The organism is Polyangium jinanense, assembly GCF_028435265.1.
GTDB lineage: Bacteria > Myxococcota_A > Polyangia > Polyangiales > Polyangiaceae > Polyangium > Polyangium jinanense.
The window spans coordinates 83,071-98,817 of record NZ_JAGTJK010000029.1 but is presented as its reverse complement, the minus strand read 5'-3'; the positions used below and the strand labels follow the sequence as shown (position 1 = coordinate 98,817).

18 protein-coding genes are annotated in these 15,747 nt (G+C 68.7%); 5 read left to right on the top strand and 13 right to left on the bottom strand.

Annotated features, from left to right (window positions below):
* The first annotated feature begins 7 nt into the window (after window positions 1–7).
* The gene (locus tag KEG38_RS36265) at window positions 8–427 is read left to right on the top strand and encodes a SpoIIAA family protein (protein ID WP_272424974.1); all 420 of its coding nucleotides are present in this window, start codon (window positions 8–10) and stop codon (window positions 425–427) included.
* Here KEG38_RS36265 and KEG38_RS36260 read toward each other — a convergent pair.
* A complete protein-coding gene (locus tag KEG38_RS36260) occupies window positions 424–1,971 on the bottom strand; it encodes a response regulator (RefSeq protein WP_272424973.1) in 1,548 nt (515 codons plus the stop codon). The two genes, KEG38_RS36265 and KEG38_RS36260, sit on opposite strands and share 4 nt — an antisense overlap.
* Before the next feature lie 170 nt (window positions 1,972–2,141).
* Between KEG38_RS36260 and gspC the strand changes: the two genes are divergently transcribed.
* Window positions 2,142–3,125 (top strand): type II secretion system protein GspC, encoded by a 984-nt coding sequence (gene gspC, locus KEG38_RS36255; RefSeq protein WP_272424971.1) that lies wholly within the window; start codon window positions 2,142–2,144, stop codon window positions 3,123–3,125.
* Between the two features lie 49 nt (window positions 3,126–3,174).
* Here gspC and tgt read toward each other — a convergent pair whose 3' ends face one another.
* The 7 genes from tgt to KEG38_RS36220 form a co-directional block, all read right to left on the bottom strand.
* Entirely contained in the window at window positions 3,175–4,305 is a 1,131-nt protein-coding gene (gene tgt / locus KEG38_RS36250; RefSeq protein ID WP_272424970.1) for a tRNA guanosine(34) transglycosylase Tgt, read from the bottom strand.
* A complete protein-coding gene (gene queA / locus KEG38_RS36245) occupies window positions 4,302–5,393 on the bottom strand; it encodes a tRNA preQ1(34) S-adenosylmethionine ribosyltransferase-isomerase QueA (protein WP_272424969.1) in 1,092 nt (363 codons plus the stop codon). The genes tgt and queA overlap by 4 nt, the downstream gene beginning before the upstream one ends.
* Window positions 5,394–5,402: 9 nt before the next feature.
* Window positions 5,403–5,780: a response regulator gene (locus KEG38_RS36240; RefSeq protein WP_272424968.1), complete on the bottom strand. Its 378-nt coding sequence runs from the start codon at window positions 5,778–5,780 to the stop codon at window positions 5,403–5,405.
* A gap of 241 nt (window positions 5,781–6,021) precedes the next feature.
* The gene (locus KEG38_RS36235; RefSeq protein ID WP_272424966.1) at window positions 6,022–7,380 is read right to left on the bottom strand and encodes a sigma-54-dependent transcriptional regulator; all 1,359 of its coding nucleotides are present in this window, start codon (window positions 7,378–7,380) and stop codon (window positions 6,022–6,024) included.
* Window positions 7,381–7,490: 110 nt separating this feature from the next.
* Window positions 7,491–7,970, bottom strand: a complete 480-nt coding sequence (gene bfr / locus KEG38_RS36230) for a bacterioferritin (RefSeq protein WP_272424965.1) — start codon at window positions 7,968–7,970, stop codon at window positions 7,491–7,493.
* A gap of 194 nt (window positions 7,971–8,164) precedes the next feature.
* A complete protein-coding gene (locus tag KEG38_RS36225) occupies window positions 8,165–8,410 on the bottom strand; it encodes a (2Fe-2S)-binding protein (protein WP_272424964.1) in 246 nt (81 codons plus the stop codon).
* 106 nt (window positions 8,411–8,516) lie between these two features.
* Window positions 8,517–9,281: an SDR family NAD(P)-dependent oxidoreductase gene (locus tag KEG38_RS36220; protein WP_272424963.1), complete on the bottom strand. Its 765-nt coding sequence runs from the start codon at window positions 9,279–9,281 to the stop codon at window positions 8,517–8,519.
* 115 nt (window positions 9,282–9,396) lie between these two features.
* Here KEG38_RS36220 and KEG38_RS36215 point away from each other — a divergent pair, with 115 nt between their 5' ends.
* Complete coding sequence (locus KEG38_RS36215; RefSeq protein ID WP_272424962.1) at window positions 9,397–9,807, top strand: hypothetical protein; 411 nt, start codon at window positions 9,397–9,399, stop codon at window positions 9,805–9,807.
* A gap of 12 nt (window positions 9,808–9,819) precedes the next feature.
* Here the strand turns inward: KEG38_RS36215 and KEG38_RS36210 are convergent, their stop codons facing one another.
* The 3 genes from KEG38_RS36210 to KEG38_RS36200 all read right to left on the bottom strand — a co-directional run bounded on the left by KEG38_RS36210 (window position 9,820) and on the right by KEG38_RS36200 (window position 11,447).
* Window positions 9,820–10,485: a sigma-70 family RNA polymerase sigma factor gene (locus KEG38_RS36210; protein WP_272424961.1), complete on the bottom strand. Its 666-nt coding sequence runs from the start codon at window positions 10,483–10,485 to the stop codon at window positions 9,820–9,822.
* Window positions 10,482–10,772 carry a hypothetical protein gene (locus KEG38_RS36205; protein WP_272424960.1) on the bottom strand — a complete coding sequence of 97 codons (291 nt, stop codon included), beginning with the start codon at window positions 10,770–10,772 and terminating at the stop codon, window positions 10,482–10,484. Before KEG38_RS36205 ends, KEG38_RS36210 begins: the two co-directional genes overlap by 4 nt.
* Before the next feature lie 132 nt (window positions 10,773–10,904).
* A complete protein-coding gene (locus tag KEG38_RS36200) occupies window positions 10,905–11,447 on the bottom strand; it encodes a hypothetical protein (protein ID WP_272424959.1) in 543 nt (180 codons plus the stop codon).
* A gap of 134 nt (window positions 11,448–11,581) precedes the next feature.
* Between KEG38_RS36200 and ftsH the strand changes: the two genes are divergently transcribed.
* Window positions 11,582–13,465 (top strand): ATP-dependent zinc metalloprotease FtsH, encoded by a 1,884-nt coding sequence (ftsH, locus tag KEG38_RS36195; RefSeq protein WP_272424958.1) that lies wholly within the window; start codon window positions 11,582–11,584, stop codon window positions 13,463–13,465.
* Between the two features lie 8 nt (window positions 13,466–13,473).
* Here the strand turns inward: ftsH and KEG38_RS36190 are convergent, their stop codons facing one another.
* Together KEG38_RS36190 and lepB are read right to left on the bottom strand one after the other, a co-directional pair.
* Window positions 13,474–14,094: a Uma2 family endonuclease gene (locus tag KEG38_RS36190; RefSeq protein WP_272424957.1), complete on the bottom strand. Its 621-nt coding sequence runs from the start codon at window positions 14,092–14,094 to the stop codon at window positions 13,474–13,476.
* A 37-nt stretch (window positions 14,095–14,131) separates the two neighbouring features.
* Window positions 14,132–14,896 (bottom strand): signal peptidase I, encoded by a 765-nt coding sequence (gene lepB / locus KEG38_RS36185; protein WP_272424956.1) that lies wholly within the window; start codon window positions 14,894–14,896, stop codon window positions 14,132–14,134.
* On the opposite strand from lepB, the gene KEG38_RS36180 reads away from it, so the two are divergent.
* A complete protein-coding gene (locus KEG38_RS36180; RefSeq protein ID WP_272424955.1) occupies window positions 14,862–15,695 on the top strand; it encodes a shikimate dehydrogenase in 834 nt (277 codons plus the stop codon). The two genes, lepB and KEG38_RS36180, sit on opposite strands and share 35 nt — an antisense overlap.
* Window positions 15,696–15,747 lie beyond the last annotated feature (52 nt).

The following is a 15,747-nucleotide window of genomic DNA, read 5'->3' as shown; positions in this document are numbered from 1 at the left end:
TCAAGAGATGGACACGCCGAGCGACGGCTGGGAGTACCTGGGTCGCCATCCCATCCGGTTCGAGCCGCCGGACATCGTCATCTGCCGGCCCATCGGCGCCGTCACCGCCGACGACGTGCGCGCGGGGATGGCGTATCTGGACAGGACCTCGAAGCAGATCGGGCGCGGCGTGATCTACCTGGCGGACCTGTCGGAGCTCACGCGGTACGCGCCCGAGATGGTGTTGCAGAACTTCAAGAGCTTCCCGGTGGGCGCCATGCGCGCGTCGGCGATGTTCGGCGCGAACGCCTACCAGCGCGCGGTCACCGACATGATCCTGCGCGCCACCCGACTGCTCGGGCTCGAGATAGGCCGCATTCCAATCGCGTCGTTCCCCGACGAAGCCGCCGCCCGCGCCTGGGTCGAGGAGCTCCGCCGCAAGGGCTAGAGCAGGCCGACGAGGATTTCCTTGATGGACTGGCGCGTCGGTTCGTCCGGCGCGACCCGCAGCGCGCGCTCCCAGATCTCGACCGCTTTGTTCCGGAAGCCAGCCTTTTGGTAGAGGACCGCGAGGTTCTTCAGGGCCGGGAAATGCCGGTCGTTGATGCGCAGCGCCGTTTCGAGCTCGCTGATCGCGTCGTAGATCTGGCCACGCTTGCCGAGCAAGAGGCCGAGGTGGAAGTGCAGGCGGTACGCGAGCGGATCGATCTTCGTCCCCTCGCGGAGAAACGCGATCGCCTCGTCGAAGTTGCCGGCCTGGTACGCCGCGATCCCCGCCGCGAGCTTCTTCTCCGCCTCCGCCGAGATCCGCTCCGGATCCGCCGGCGCCGCCTTGCCCTGCCCCTGCTCGATCGCGCGTTCGAGCGCCTCGATGACGTCCGTCACGCGGAACGGTTTTTCGACGTACGCGTCGACCTTGTAACTCGCCTTGAGGTCCTCCGCGAACCGCCAGCCCCGGTACACCGCCGAGACGATCACGATCGGGATGTGCCCGTACCGCTCCGAACCCTTGAGCTGACGCGCGATGTCGAACCCATGCAGCTCGCCCGGGAGCATGGCGTCGAGGACGATCGCGTCGGGCACCTCCTCCTTGAGGATGCGCAGCGCCGCCTCGCCGCGATCGGCTTCGAGGACGCGGTAGCCGCGCTGCTCGAGGACGAGGCGGAGGATGTTGCGGATCTCGACCTCGTCGTCGACGACGAGCACGGTGCGTTTGCCCGGCTGGCGCGGCGGGCGGAGCGCGCCCGGGCCCGCGATGACCGAGAGATCACGCGGAGCCTTGCCGAAGTCGGCGTCGGAGACGTCGGCGTCCGCGGCCGCGCGTTGCATGGCGTCGTCGACGATCGCGCCGATCTGGTTGCGCGTCGTGACGCGCTTCGGCGGCGGGATCGCGGCGTGCGAGGCGTCGGCCGGCGTAGGCGCGGGCGCGACGACGCTGCCCTCGAAGGGCGCCTCGGTCGCGCCGACTTGCGTGCGCGTGGGGAGCGGGACGCCGGCCTTGCGGCGGACCTCGGGCGGGCAGTTCGGCCCGACGTAGTGCGATTCGCCCCGCTCCTTCATTTCGTACGCGATCGGAATGACCTTGAGGAGCTGGGCTTCGAGCGCGACGTACGGGAAGACGCGTTTGCCGGTGGTGAACTCGATCTCGTCGATGACCTTGCGGTTCGTCGGGGCCGCCATCGCGAGGTGGACCTTGTCGTCCCGCACGACCACCGGGAGCAGCTTGTGCTGCAACGCGATCTGACGCGGCACGATCGCGAGGTCGGTGAGCTTCAAGCAGATCTGCTTGAGGTCGACGCCTGGCACGCCGTTCTGCTCGCTGAGCGCCTTCAAGGCGGCGAGCTCGCTGATCGTGCCTGCCTCGGTCAAACGCGACGCGAGGGGAACGGCCGAGCCCTTGCCCGTTTCCAGCGCCCGCTCGAGCTGCTCTTCGGAGAGCGCGCGTTGCTGGACCAAGATCTTACCGATCGGCTTTTTGTTAGGAATTTCCACGCCGTTCCGCGCCTCTACCTCCACCGTATCCGAGCGGGAAATTCCGGGCAAGATGCGCACGGGCGCGCCGGGGCCGAGCAGGAGGGTGCCGCGCCGAGCCCCCCGATTTCCGCGTTTCCAGGCCAAGACACCCAGCAAGCGCTGGTACGGCGCTCGCTCGGGTGCGAGGGGTGCGACTCGACGCGTGGCTCAAGCGGTATTTTCCGGTTGTCGTGGGCCTGCTCCTCCTGGCTTCGGCCTATTTCCAGGCCAAGGGGCTCGGCTACCTCGCAGGCGCGGCGATGATCGACGAGGCCCCGGTGACGAAGCGGCCGGGGCCGAAGATCGCCGCGCATCACGAAGAAGAGCCTGCCCGGCCGAGCGCAAACGTGATCCTCGAGCGCAATCCGTTCGACTCGTTGACGGGCCCGCTGGTGCCGCAAGAGCCCCTCGGGCCTCTACCGACGCATCCGCTCGCCGATCCGCCGTGCGAGGTCGGCATGGTGACGCTGATCGTGTGGTCGGAGGAGGACCCCGCCTGGTCGTTCGCGGCGATCGCAGGGCCGGAGGGCGTGCATCTGCATCGGCAAGGCGATCAGCTCGGCAGCTTCCAGGTGGCGCACATCGGGCCGGATCGGATCTGGCTGATGCGCGAGGGGCGGTTCTGCCAGATCGAGGTGCACGACACGGAGCGGCGCAAGGCGATGCAGGGGCCGCCGCCGATGAACGAGCCGCCGCGGATGACGCCGCCGATGAACGGGAACGGGCCTCAAGCGGCGCCGCCGGCGACGCCGGGCAAGAGGCCGAAGGGGCAACTGCCGCCGCACATCGCCGAGCGGATCCGGCAAACGGGGCCGAACCAGTACGACATCGACCGCACGGTGGTGGACGAGATCCTGACGAACCAGGCGGAGTATCTGCAGAAGGTGCGCGTGGTGCCGGCGCGGCAGGGCGATCAGACGACGGGCATGAAGGTCATGGGCGTGCGCAAAGGCACGGCGCTCGACGCGATCGGGCTGAAGCACGGCGATCAGCTCCAGCGCATCAACGGGTTCGAGATGACGAACCCGCAGAGCGCGCTCGAGGCCTACGCGCGGCTGATGTCGGCGAACCAGATCCGCGTGGACGTGATCCGAAATGGCCAGCCGACGACGCTGGAGCTGAACATCAAGTAGCCATCTCCCCTCTCCCGCCAGGGAGAGGGGGCGGGGTGAGGGAGTCGCTCTACGCAGAACGTGCTTCCAGCCCCGCGAGCCACTCCTTCGCGAACGCGTCGTACCGCCCCGCGAGGATCGCCTCGCGCGCCTCGCGCACGAGCGTGCCGTAGAGGTGCAGGTTGTGCGCGGTGATGAGGCGCAGGACGAGGATCTCGCCCGCGAGGAAAAGGTGCCGGAGGTAGGCGCGCGAGTAGCCCGCGGCGCAGGTCGGGCAGGTGCAGGTGGGATCGAGCGGCGATGGATCGGTCCGGTAGCGCGCCTGCTTGATGACGACCTTGCCGGTGCGCGTGAGGGCCTGGCCGTTGCGCGCGTTGCGGGTCGGCAAGACGCAGTCGAACATGTCGACGCCCGCGCCGATGGCTCGCACGAGATCGTAAGGCGTGCCGACACCCATGAGGTAATGCGGTCGCTCGGGATCGAGCGTGGGCCCGACCTCCATGAGGACCTCATGCATGCGGGCGATCGGCTCGCCAACGGAAAAACCGCCGAGCGCGAGGCCGTCGAAGGGCATCGCCGCGAGCTCCTCGGCATGCGCGCGCCGGAGGGCCGGATCGGTGCCGCCCTGCACGATGCCGAAGACGGCTTGATCCGGCCGCTTGGCCGCGAGGCACCGCTTGGCCCAGCGCGTGGTGCGCGCGCAGGCGGCCTCGAACTCGGCGCGCGAGGCGTCGCCGGGCGGGCAGATGTCGAGCTGCATGGCGATGTCGGCGCCGATCTGTCCCTGCACCTGCATCGCCACCTCGGGCGTGAGGACCTTCTTCGAGCCGTCGAGGTGCGAGCGGAAGACGAACCCGTCCTCGCTCGTCTGCCGCCGCTCGGCGAGCGAGAAGGCCTGAAAGCCGCCCGAGTCCGTGAGCATCGCGTGCGGCCACTTCGTGAAGCCGTGCAGGCCCCCGAGCCCGGCGACGACCTCGGGGCCGGGCCGGAGCCAGAGGTGGTAGGTGTTGCCGAGGACGATACGCGCGCCCGTGGCCGCGACCTCCTCCGGGCTCATGGTCTTCACGCTGCCCTGCGTGCCGACGGGCATGAACGTCGGCGTGGGGACCTCGCCGTGTGGCGTCGTCAGGATGCCCGCGCGCGCCGCGCCGCTCGTGGCGAGGGTGCGGAAGGCATATCCGGGCGTGCTCGGCCCGCTCATCGTTGTCTCCTCAGCAGCATCGCGTCGCCGTACGAGTAAAACCGGTACCTCTCCTCGATCGCGACGCGGTAACTCTCGAGGACACGCGGCAGGCCCGCGAAGGCGCCGACAAGTGCGAGCAGTGTCGACTCCGGCAGGTGAAAATTCGTCAGCAGCCGATCGACCACGCGAAAGCGATAGCCCGGCTGGATCAAAAGGCGCGTCTCCCCTTCCCGCGCGACGACGTGGCCCTCGCGCTCGGGGTCCGCGGCGCTCTCCAGGGCGCGCACGCTGGTCGTCCCGATCGCCACGATCTCCCGTCCTTTCAGACGCGCGCGGGCCACGGCCTCGGCCGTCTCGGGCGGCACGCGGTAGGCCTCGGCGTGCATCGGGTGATCATCGAGATCGGACACTGTCACCGGCTGGAACGTGCCAAGCCCGACGTGCAACGTGACCCGCGCAAGCTCCATCCCGCGCGCGGAAAACCGCTCGATCAAGGTCTCGGTCAGGTGCAGGCCCGCGGTCGGCGCGGCGACGGCGCCGGGCTCGCGGGCGTAGACGGTCTGATAACGCGCGCGGTCCGTGGCGTCGTCGTCGCGGCGGATGTACGGCGGGAGCGGGACGTGGCCGGCGGCCTCGACGGCATCGGGGACGGAGCGGCCCTCGGGCGAGAAGAGGACGACGTCGAAAAGGCCTTCGGGGTCCTTGCCTTCGATGCGCGCGACGAGCGAGACAGGGCCGTCGATCGTGATCTCGGCGCCTTCGCGGAGGGGTTTGGAGGAGCGACCGAGGGCGCGCCATCGCTCGGCGGGGAGGCGCTGGCCGCTGCGATCGACGTGCGTCTCCGCGACCTTCCGAACGAGGAAGATCTCGACCTTGCCGCCGCTCGTGGTCTTGCGGCCGAGGAGCCGTGCGGGCAGGACGCGGGTGTCGTTGACGACGACGAGCGCGCCTTCGGGCAAGCGGTCGGGCAGGTCGCGGATGAAGGCGTGTTCGAGGCGGCCGGGCTCGTCGTCGACGACGAGCAGGCGTGCGCTTTCACGATCCGCGGACGGATGCGCGGCGATGAGCTCGGGCGGGAGTTCGTACGTGAGAAGGTCGCGGCGCACGCGCGCCTGTTAGCACGCGACTTGCGCCGGAGCCGGCGTCTTGCTCTGCAAGAGACGGCTGAGCTCGGAGAGGGCGTAGGGCTTGGGGATGAAGCCGGCGGCGCCGCAGTCGGCGCGCTCCATCTGGCGCGAGGAGAGGTGGTAGGCGCTCGCGAGGTAGACGCGCACGTTCGGGAACATGCGGCGAATCTGACGCACGAGGTCCAGACCACTCATGCCTGGAAGCATCAGGTCGACCATCGCAACGTCGACGGGCTTCTCGGCAAGCAAGCGCAGCGCCTCTTCCCCGGAGGCCGCGCCGAGGACCTCGAAGCCCTCCAGCCGAAGGCCAATGGAGAGCGTCTTGCGTTGATTCTCCTCGTCGTCGACGATCAACACGCGCGGCATGGGAAGGACCCCTTCGGAGACGACGCCGACACGAAAGCGCTCGGGTTCGTCTTTGCCGTTTTTCAAAGCAACGCGCGTTCCATCGATGGATCCCGCGGAAAACCTGCGGTGATCGACGCCGCAACGCATCATCCGGGGCAGATGATTTTCGCCTCGAACATTGCATGTCGGAAAGGTGCTCCGTGGAACACCTTGCAGATCTGCAATGTCTCGGGGGCGGAATCCGGGGGTTGGGCGGGGTTCAGGCGGGGGGATAGGTGATCGCCAGGCGTGTCATCTTGCGCCAGAGCGTGGTGGCGCTGATGCCGAGCACCTCGGCGGCGCGCTCGCGGCTGCCGTCGCACTCGCGCAGCGCCACCTCGATGGCTTGACGTTCGGCGGAGTCGACCACGTCGGCGAGGGCGCGGCCGCCGCTTGTCGGGGCCGTCTTCTGCGAAGGACCGGGCGTGAGGCCGAGGTCGTCGATCGTGATGATGCCGCCGCCCGAGAGCGCGACGGCCTGCTCGACGAGGTTCTCGAGCTCGCGGATGTTGCCCGGGAACTCGTAGCCCGAGACCGCCTCGAGCACGCCGTCGGCGACGCGCGCCTTGGCGCTCATCTTGCGGTTGTACTTGTCGAGGAAGAACTCGAAGAGGACCGGGATGTCCTCGCGACGCTCGCGCAAGGGCGGCAGGATGAACCGCGCCACGTTGAGGCGGTAGTAGAGGTCCTGCCGGAAGCGACGCTCGGCGACGGAGGTCAGGAGGTCCTGGTTCGTCGCGGCGATGATGCGCACGTCGACCCGGATCGGCTTGTTCTCGCCGACGCGGCGGATCTCGTTCTCCTGGATCGCGCGGAGGAGCTTCGCCTGGAAGGTCAGCGGCGTCTCGGCGATCTCGTCGAAGAAGAACGTGCCGCCGTCGGCCTCCTCGAAGAGGCCCTTGCGCGCCGAGACCGCGCCCGTGAAGGACCCTCGCGCATGGCCGAAGAGCTCGCTCTCGAGGAGCGTCTCGCTGATGGCCGCGCAGTTGACGGGGACGAAGGGACGATCGGCACGCTTCGAGTTCGCGTGGATCGCCTTGGCCACGAGCTCCTTGCCCGTGCCGCTCTCGCCCGTGATGAGCACCGTCGCGTCCGTGGGCGCGACGCGCACGATGCGCGCGAGCACCTCGCGGATCGCGTGCGAGCGGCCGATGATGTTCTCGAACTTGTATCGCTCGCGGAACTCGGTCGCGAAGAGCGAGACCTGGCCCGTGAGCCTGCGGTTCGCGATCGCGCGCTCGACCTTCACGAGCAGCTCCTGCTCCGTGAAGGGCTTCTGGATGTAATCGAAGGCGCCGAGGCGCATGGCCTCGACGGCGCTCTCGATTGTGCCGTACGCGGTCATCACGATGACCTCGGTCATCGCGTGCGTCTCTTTGACCGAACGCAGGACGCCGATGCCGTCGTTACCGCCCATGCGCAGATCAGTGAGCACAAGGTCGTATGCGCCCTTCGAGCCCCGATCTGCGCCTTCTTTTCCGTCGCTCGCCTCGTCGACTTCGTAGCCCGCGCTTCGCAGCATCATCGCGAGCGTCGTGCGCATGTTGCGCTGATCATCGACGACGAGAATCTTCGCCATGGATTCCCCCGGCCTCCGTCTGGGGGCCTTGTGCACGTGAGAGCGTGTCGCGCGGACAGCCAGCTACCTGGTGCCGCGCGACCCTATCATCGCCACGATTGGCCCGCTCGTCAGCTCTTGTGGTGCGAGAGCTGCTGCGAAAGGTAGAGCGGTTCGCCCAGCTTCTGAAGCAAATCGAGCTGTGTTTCGAGCCAGTCGATGTGCTCTTCCTCGCCAGCCAGGATGCTTCGGAGCAAGGATTCGCTCGTGTGGTCACCCTTCTCACGACAGAGAGCGATCGAGCTGTTCAGTCGGGTGACGGCCGCGTACTCGAGATCGAGATCGCTCTTGAACTGCTCGGGCACGGTCTGGCCCACGTTCAGCTTGTCGAGACGCTGCAGGTTCGGCAGCCCTTCGAGGAAGAGGATGCGCTGCATGATCGCCTCGGCATGGCGCATCTCGTCGATCGATTCGTCACGGCTGCGCGCGGCGAGCGCCAGATATCCCCAGTTCTCGCACATCTTGGCGTGCATGAAATACTGGTTGATCGCCACGAGCTCGGCGGCGAGCACCTCGTTCAGCGCGTGGATGACGTCTCTGTCGCCCTTCATGGAAGACCTCTAGCCTGCAAGGGTTACGGCTCCGGCGATACGGTCGCCGCGATGTCCGCCTAGCACGCTATCGGAAAAATGGGCAGGCTCTCGATACAAAACACCCCCCAGCACGCGACAAACGCAGCCGCGCGCACGTAACGCTGGAGATGTCGAAAACCAATATCGAGAACCGAACGAGCCGAGCCGAACCGTCAAGCCGCCGACGAAGCGGATCGAATCATGCGCAACCGACGAACCCCGCACGTCGGGGCGGAATCGGCGCATTCCGTCGAAACCGGTCCGTCCCCCTCGACGAGGGACTTCACGGTCGCCCGACACGAGCCGCATCGCGTGCCAGCCCGCGTCTTTTCCATGACCTCATGGGCCGTCGAGGCACCAGCGCCCACGAGGTCCAAGATGTCCTGCTCCGATACCGCCTCACAGATGCAGACGTACATAGGTGCTTCCGACCGTCCGGCGTCCTGTTGATGTTGAGAATAGCTTTCAACATCATCAGGGTCAACCCCGTTCGCAAGGATCGGCCGTCTGTTCGAGGCGGAGGGGTCACATGGCGAGGCCGCCGTCGACGTCGATGGTGCGGCCGTTGAAATACTCGCACTCGATGACGAAACGGACCGCGAGCCAGAGGTCCTCGGGCAGGCCGATGCGGCCGACGGGAATCGCGGCGACGAGGGCGTCCTTGGCCTTCTGGTTCATGCCCTGGGTCATGGGCGTCTCGACCATGCCCGGCGCGACACAGCCGACGCGGATGCCAAACGGCGCGAACTCGAGGGCCCAGGTCTTGGTGTTGGTGGCAAGTGCGGCCTTCGCGGCGCTGTAGTTCGACTGTCCACGGTTTCCATGGCGCGCGATCGAGCTGATGTTGACGATGACGCCCTTTTCGCCGCTTGCCGCCATCTTGGCGACGACGTCGCGGACCATGTAGGTCGCGCCGGTGAGGTTGACGTCGATGACGGCCTGCCACTGCTGGGCCGAAAGCTTCGTGATCGCGCCCGTCGTGCGGTCCTTCTTCACGAGCAGGCCGTCGCGCAGGATGCCGGCGTTGTTGACGAGGCCGTTCAAGCCGCCCATGGCCTCGTGCGCGAAGTCGACGAACGCGGAGACCTCGGCCTCGCTGCCGACGTCGATGCGCTTCGGGTGAATTTTGCCGCGGAGATCCTTGGCTTCCTCGGCGAGCGAGGCGAGCGCGGCCTCGTTCACGTCGCCCGCGACCACCTGTCCGCCCGCCTCCGCGAGGCGATAGGCGTAATGACGGCCGAGGCCCGAGGCGGCGCCGGTGACGATGAACTTGGTGTCTTCGAGTCGCATGGTCTCCTCCAGAGAACGAGGGCCGAAGAGCCCTCGGAGCGGGGTGATACACGGGCCGATGGAGATCGGGAAGGCCACGCTTGCACCGGATGCGCCGGGTGTTATTTCCCGAGCCATGCTCCGCCGCGCGCTGCTCGTTCTGTGCATGGCCCTCGGCTCCGTGGCCGCATGCAACCGCGACGTGTCCGTCCCCGCCTCGTCCGATCCCAACGGGAAGGACCTGGTGGAGGGCGCCGTCGTTGCGGCCGCCGAGTCGAGTGGAGGCATCCGGCTCTACAAGATCGTCCACGTCGACGACTACCCGGAGCCCGCAGGGCCCGAGTACCACATGATCGCCTACAACCCGAAGGTGCCGACGTTCCAGGACGCGGCAAACCTTTGGAAGCACAAGCGAAGCGAGGTCACGGTCGCGCTCGACCACATCTTCGTGCGGCTCGTGAGCTTCGGCAAACGCGACCACCGGGTGCTGTTCGTCGAGCCGGTGACCGAAGACGAGAAGGCGCCGTACCTGAAGGCACGGCGCTAGAACATCGATGCTCTAACGCGTCCGGGCCGCGATCGCAGTCGCGAGCGACTGGATCGCCTGCGCGTGCAGGCGACTCGCCCAGCTCTTGCTGATGCCGAGGTCCGCGGCGATCTCGTCGAAATCCTCGCCCTGGAAGTAGTGCCGCTCGACGAGCGTGCGCTCGCGTTCGGGGAGCGCGCCGATGGCATGGCGGAGGGCGTGTGCCATCTCGGCGCGCGAGGTGTGCTCCTCGGGCGTGCCCGCGCCCGAGACGAGGCCGAGCGCGAGCGCCGCAGCATGCGCTTCGAGGAGGCGATCGAGGGCGGAGACGTGGTCGTCCTCGGAGAAGCCCGCATCGTCCGGGGCCGAGGCGAGCTCGAGGGAGAGACGCTCGGCACAGAGAAGGGCCGTGGCGCGGGAGAGCGCCCGGCGTGAGCGGCGCTCGCGCTTGACGCCGTCGAGGATGGCCCAGCGGACCTTGCGCGCGACGTACGTGGGGAGCGAGGCGCGGGTCGGATCGAAGGTGCGCACGGCTTCGAGCAGGCCTTCGTGCGCACAGGCGCGCATGTCTTCGGGCGGGACCATGTTCCCGAGCCTGCGCTCCATCCAGCGCAGGACATGCTCCAGCACGGGCCGTCCCTCGTTGTAGTAGCGCTCGATCGCGGGGTCTTCGCCGAACGGAGCGACGCGCAGGTTCACTCGCCGGCCCCGGACCCAGTTCGCCGAGAACGAATGCCGCTGGCCCGCCGGGTCTCGGGCGCATCCTCGCCTTCGAGGGCCGCACCAATGAACGCCTCGCCGCTCTCTTCGACATGCCTCGGCGCAGCCCGGCGGAGGACACGCGCCGCGTGCTCGTCGGTCGCGAGCCGCTCGGCGAGCTCATCCCGCAGGAAATCGAGGTCCGCGCTGGGAAGGAGGCCGCGGTACGGGGCGACGGCTGCGTCGATGCGCGCCGCGACCCAGGGGTCGGCAAGGAGAGGGTGCATCGGTAAGGACAAACCTAGCACCCGGAGGAGCGGCGAAACAAGGGGAAAGTGCACGGCCGAGGTCTGCTCGGACGAACCCGGTTTTTCCGCGGGGTTTTTCCGGGGCGCGCGGGCGAACGGCGCGCCCTCGGATCACTTCGGCGGGTTCTCCCCGTTGAGACACTCGTCGAACGCCTTCACGCTCTTCGAGGCCATCGCGCACTCGAGGCGCTTCCTCTCGGCCACCTTGCCGACGAGGCTCTCGATGCAGCCGTTCGCCCACGGCTCGCCCATCTTGCCGACCACCGCGTCGATGTTCTTCACAGCCTGCTCGCGCTGTTTGTCCGTGAGCCTCTTGTCGAGCCCGGCGATCTGGTCTGCGCGCTGCACCGCGACGTACTGCTTGCCGAGCTCGATGCAGTCCTTCTCCGTCAGCGTGTAGTCGTTGGCGGCGCCCTCGTCGGTGATCTTCTTCGCGCCGTGCGAGAGCGGCTTCGGCTCGGGTGCCGTGGGCTCCGTCGTGGCCTCGTGCGGCTCGCTCGCCCCGTCGTCCGGGGCAGAGTCGTTCTTGCTCGTGGCGTCCTCGGGCGGCGGGGTGGAGGCGCCGCAGCCGAGGGCCGCGAGCGAGAGGAGCGTTGCGAACGTCGTGGCGAGCGCGGGCGCGGCGAGCGTGGAGAGCAGGGAGCGACCGTTCATGGACGGAGAAGCGTACGCTCGCTCCTTTTGGCCTGTCCATCCTCGCCGGTACGTCGGTGCACGGACCGAGGTCCTTGCCAGGCCGATCGCCGTTGGCAAAGCGCGTGCAGGCAGGTCGCACGGGGCGGAAACCAATGCGATCGTTCTGGGTTTACATCCTGCTCGTCGTGGGCGCGGTGCTCCTGCTCGGCTCGCTCGAGGGGAGCGAAGAGCGAATTCCTTACGCTCGGTTCCGGGACATGGCCGAGCAAGGCGTGCTCACCGAGGTGCAGATCAAAGGGGATACGTACATCGGGCGCACGGCGCCGAACGCGCCCGTCGGCACGTCGCAGACGTTCCGGACCGGGCGTATCGAGGGAGCCGAGACCGCCCTGCTCGCGACGCTCGACGCGAAGGACGTCCCGTACACCCGGGTCTCCGACGGCGGGCCGTCGCTGTCCATGATGCTGCTCTGGGCGCTTCCGCTCGTGGGCGTGCTCCTGCTCGTGGGCTCGATGTCGCGCAAGGCGCCGACGCCGAACATCACGAACCCCGCGCTGAACTTCGGCAAACACAAGGCGCGGCTCTACGTGGACAAGGGTGCGCCGATCACGTTCCGCGACGTGGCCGGCAGCCACGAGGCGAAAGCGGAGCTCACCGAGATCGTCGAGTTCCTGAAGGCCCCGGAGCGCTATCGCAGGCTCGGCGGGCGCATCCCGAAGGGGTGCTTGCTCGTGGGGCCCCCCGGAACGGGCAAGACGCTGCTCGCGCGGGCCGTGGCCGGCGAGGCGAACGTGCCGTTCTTCAGCATCTGCGGCTCGGAGTTCGTGGAGATGTTCGTCGGCGTGGGCGCGGCGCGCGTGCGCGACCTCTTCGCCCAGGCGCGCGAGAAGCCGGCCGCGATCCTGTTCGTCGACGAGCTCGACGCGGTCGGCAAGGCGCGCGGCGCGGCCGGGCCGATCGGCGGCAACGACGAGCGCGAGCAGACGCTGAACCAGCTCCTCACGGAGATGGACGGCTTCGACGGCGCGACGGGCCTCGTGGTGATCGCCGCGACGAACCGCCCCGAGATCCTCGACCCGGCGCTCACGCGCGCCGGGCGCTTCGATCGGCGCGTCTACGTCGATCGGCCGGACCTCCGGGAGCGGCGCGAGATCCTGGAGGTGCACGCCCGCCGGGTGCTGCTCGGCCCGGACGTGAACCTCGACGACATGGCCGCGCAGACAACAGGGCTCGTGGGCGCGGACCTCGCGAACCTGCTCAACGAGGCGGCGCTGCTCGCGGCGCGCAGGCACGCGACCGCGGTGAGCAAGACGGATCTCGAGGAGGCGATCGAGCGCGTGATCGCGGGGCTCGAGCGGAAGAGCCGTCGGCTCGGCGCGCACGAGCGGGTGGTCGTGGCGTACCACGAGGCGGGGCACGCGATCGCGGCGGAGCTCTTGCCGACGCAGGATCCGGTGCGGAAGGTGTCGATCGTTCCGCGCGGGATCGGCGCGCTCGGCTACACGCTGCAGAAGCCGCGCGAGGATCGGTACCTGATGAGCCGGCAGGAGATCCTCGATCGGCTCGTGGTGCTGCTCGGCGGGCGCGTGGCGGAGCAGCGGACGTTCGGCGACGCGTCGACGGGCGCGCAGGACGACCTCGTGAACGCGACGGACATCGCGCGGCGCATGGTGCGCGAGCTCGGGATGGGCGGCGCGTCGATGGGGCTCGCGTCGTTCGATCCGCGGCGAAGCGTGACGTTCGAGCGCGGCGGCTACGACTACAGCGAGGAGACGGCGCGGGCCGTGGACGCCGAGGTGGGGCGGCTGCTCGCCGACGCGGAGGCGCGGACGAAGGCGCTCGTCAACGAGCACTTCGCGGCGCTCGAACGGATCGCGCGGCGGCTGCTCGAGGTGGAGACGCTGTCGGGCGAGGAGGTGCGAGCGCTCTTGCACGCGCCGTCCGCAGAGAAGCCGAAGGCGGAGACGGAGAACGTCGACGTGACGATCGAGGACGTGCCGACGAGCGAGGCGCGGCCGCGGGCGGCCTGTCGGTAGGAGGGGGATCAGAGCTCGCCGGCTGCGGGCTCTTCGTCCTCTTCGTCGTCCCCGAAAAGAATGCCTACCTGGAGCGGGATCGCGTCGAACGGCTCGGCGCGAACCCGCTCGCCGCGTTCGGCGACGAGGATCTCCAGGTAGCCGGCAGGCTCCCAGCGATACACGGACAGGCTCTCCTCGACCGGATCGACGATCCAGTAGTGAGGGACCTCGTGCCGATGGTAGACGCGCTTCTTCTTGACGAGATCGTTGCGTCGGTTCGTCGAGAGAATTTCGCAGACCCAGTCGGGGCGAACGCGGATGGGAAAATCCGTCGGGAGCTCGAGGAGGCGCTCGCGTCGCCAGCCCGCGATGTCCGGGATGAAGGTGTTCGTCGCGTCGAAGAAGACGTCGACCTCCGTGCTGAACCACCAGCCGCCGGGGAAGCGGCCACCAGGTCGACGACCGAACGGCGCTGTCCAGCCAGACAGCGCCCACTGCGAGCTCCCATGCCGCACGGTCGCTGCCCCCTTCTCGACGATCGAGCCCTCGATCAGCTCGTGCCGCCGCTTTTCCTCGGGGATGGCGTACAGGTCCTCCAGGGTCGCGGGAGGCGGAGCAGGAGGAGCCTTGCGAGCCGGCACGTTCATGCGCCCGAGGATACTCGATCCCCGCGCGCCCCGCCCCTCACCGGATCGACCGGAACAACCGCTCGAAATCGAGCCCCTCTCCCCGGAACAGCACCCCGAGCACCTGCCCGCGCACGAGCGCGCTCGGCACCGTGCCCATCACCCGGCTGTCGAGCGACGCGGGGCGGTTGTCGCCCATCACGAACAGGTGATCCGGAGGCACCACCGCAGGGCCGAAGTCCTCGAAGTCGCGGCCTCCCGACTCGTGCGCGAGCGCGCCGAGGTGCTCGAGGAACCGGCCGTCGGGGAGCCGCTCGATGCGCTGCGGACGACCGTCGATGTAGAGGATCCCCCGCTTCACCGCGACAGACTGTCCCTCCGTCGCGACCACGCGCTTGACCAGCGGGATCGCGCCGCCGCGCGGATCGGCGAAGACCACGACGTCCCCGGGGCGCGGGCTCCTGTGGTGGAAGAGCCAGGCTTCGGTGAACGGGATGCGCAGGCCGTAGGCGGCTTTCGCCACGAAGATGCGATCGCCTGGCTCGATCGTCGGCCACATCGAACCCGTGGGCACGTGGTACTGGTCGGCGAGCGAGGCGCGCGCCGCCGTCAGCACGAAGACGAGCGCGACGAACTTGAGGGTCCGCTTGAAGAGGGCTGCGAGGAGGCGCTTGCGTCGCGACGCGACGGGCGGCGCAGCCTCTTCGGAGAGCGTGAGGGAAGGCTCGAACGAGGCCATCGCGTGGTGGTCGGTAGCATCAGGGCCAAGGCCGATCCAGCCTGCGCGCATGACGAACGCCCACGCCTCCGGCGCGAAGCTCACGCTCTGTGGATCGATTTCGCTTTATCCGGTCTCCCTCGGCTCCGCGATGCATCTGGCGGGCTACCGCGCGCTCGGCTTGCCGTTCACGTACGTGCCGTTCCGCGTGACCGATCTCGGCGGCGCGATCACGGGCATGCGCGCGCTCGGGATCCGCGGGCTCGGCGTGTCGATGCCGTACAAGCAGCAGATCCTCCCGCTGCTCGACGCGATCGATCCCCTCGCGGCGAGGATCGGCGCGGTGAACACGGTCGTGCAGGAGGACGGGCGGCTCCTCGGGTACAACACTGACTGCGTGGGCGCGGTGCGCGCGCTCGAAGAGGTCGCGAAGGTGTCGGGCGCGCGCGCGCTCGTGCTCGGGGCCGGCGGGGCCGGGCGCGCGGTGGCGCACGGGCTCGCGGATGCAGGCGCGAAGGTTGTCGTGACGAACCGGAGCCTCGACAAGGCCGAGGCGCTCGCGGCCGAGGTCGGAGGACGCGCGGCCGGCGTGGAGGAGGCGCGGAACGCGGGGGACTACGACATCGTGGTGAACGCGACGTCCGTGGGCATGGGAGAGATCGCGGCGACGAGCCCGGTGCCGGAGGAGGCGATCCCCGCGGGGCTGCTCGTGATGGACATCGTGTACAAGCCGATCGAAACGGCGCTCGTTCGCGCGGCGAGCCGGCGAGGCGCGCGGGTGATCCACGGCGGGCGCATGCTCTTGCACCAGGCGGCGCGGCAGTTCGAGCTCTACACGGGCGAGCGAGCGCCGCTCGACGCGATGGATGCCGCGCTTCGGGAGCAGATCGCCATGCTCGGGTGAGCCCGGCCCGAGGCAGGCCCTCTGTCAAACGATGGGGGCTACGCTCGGACAA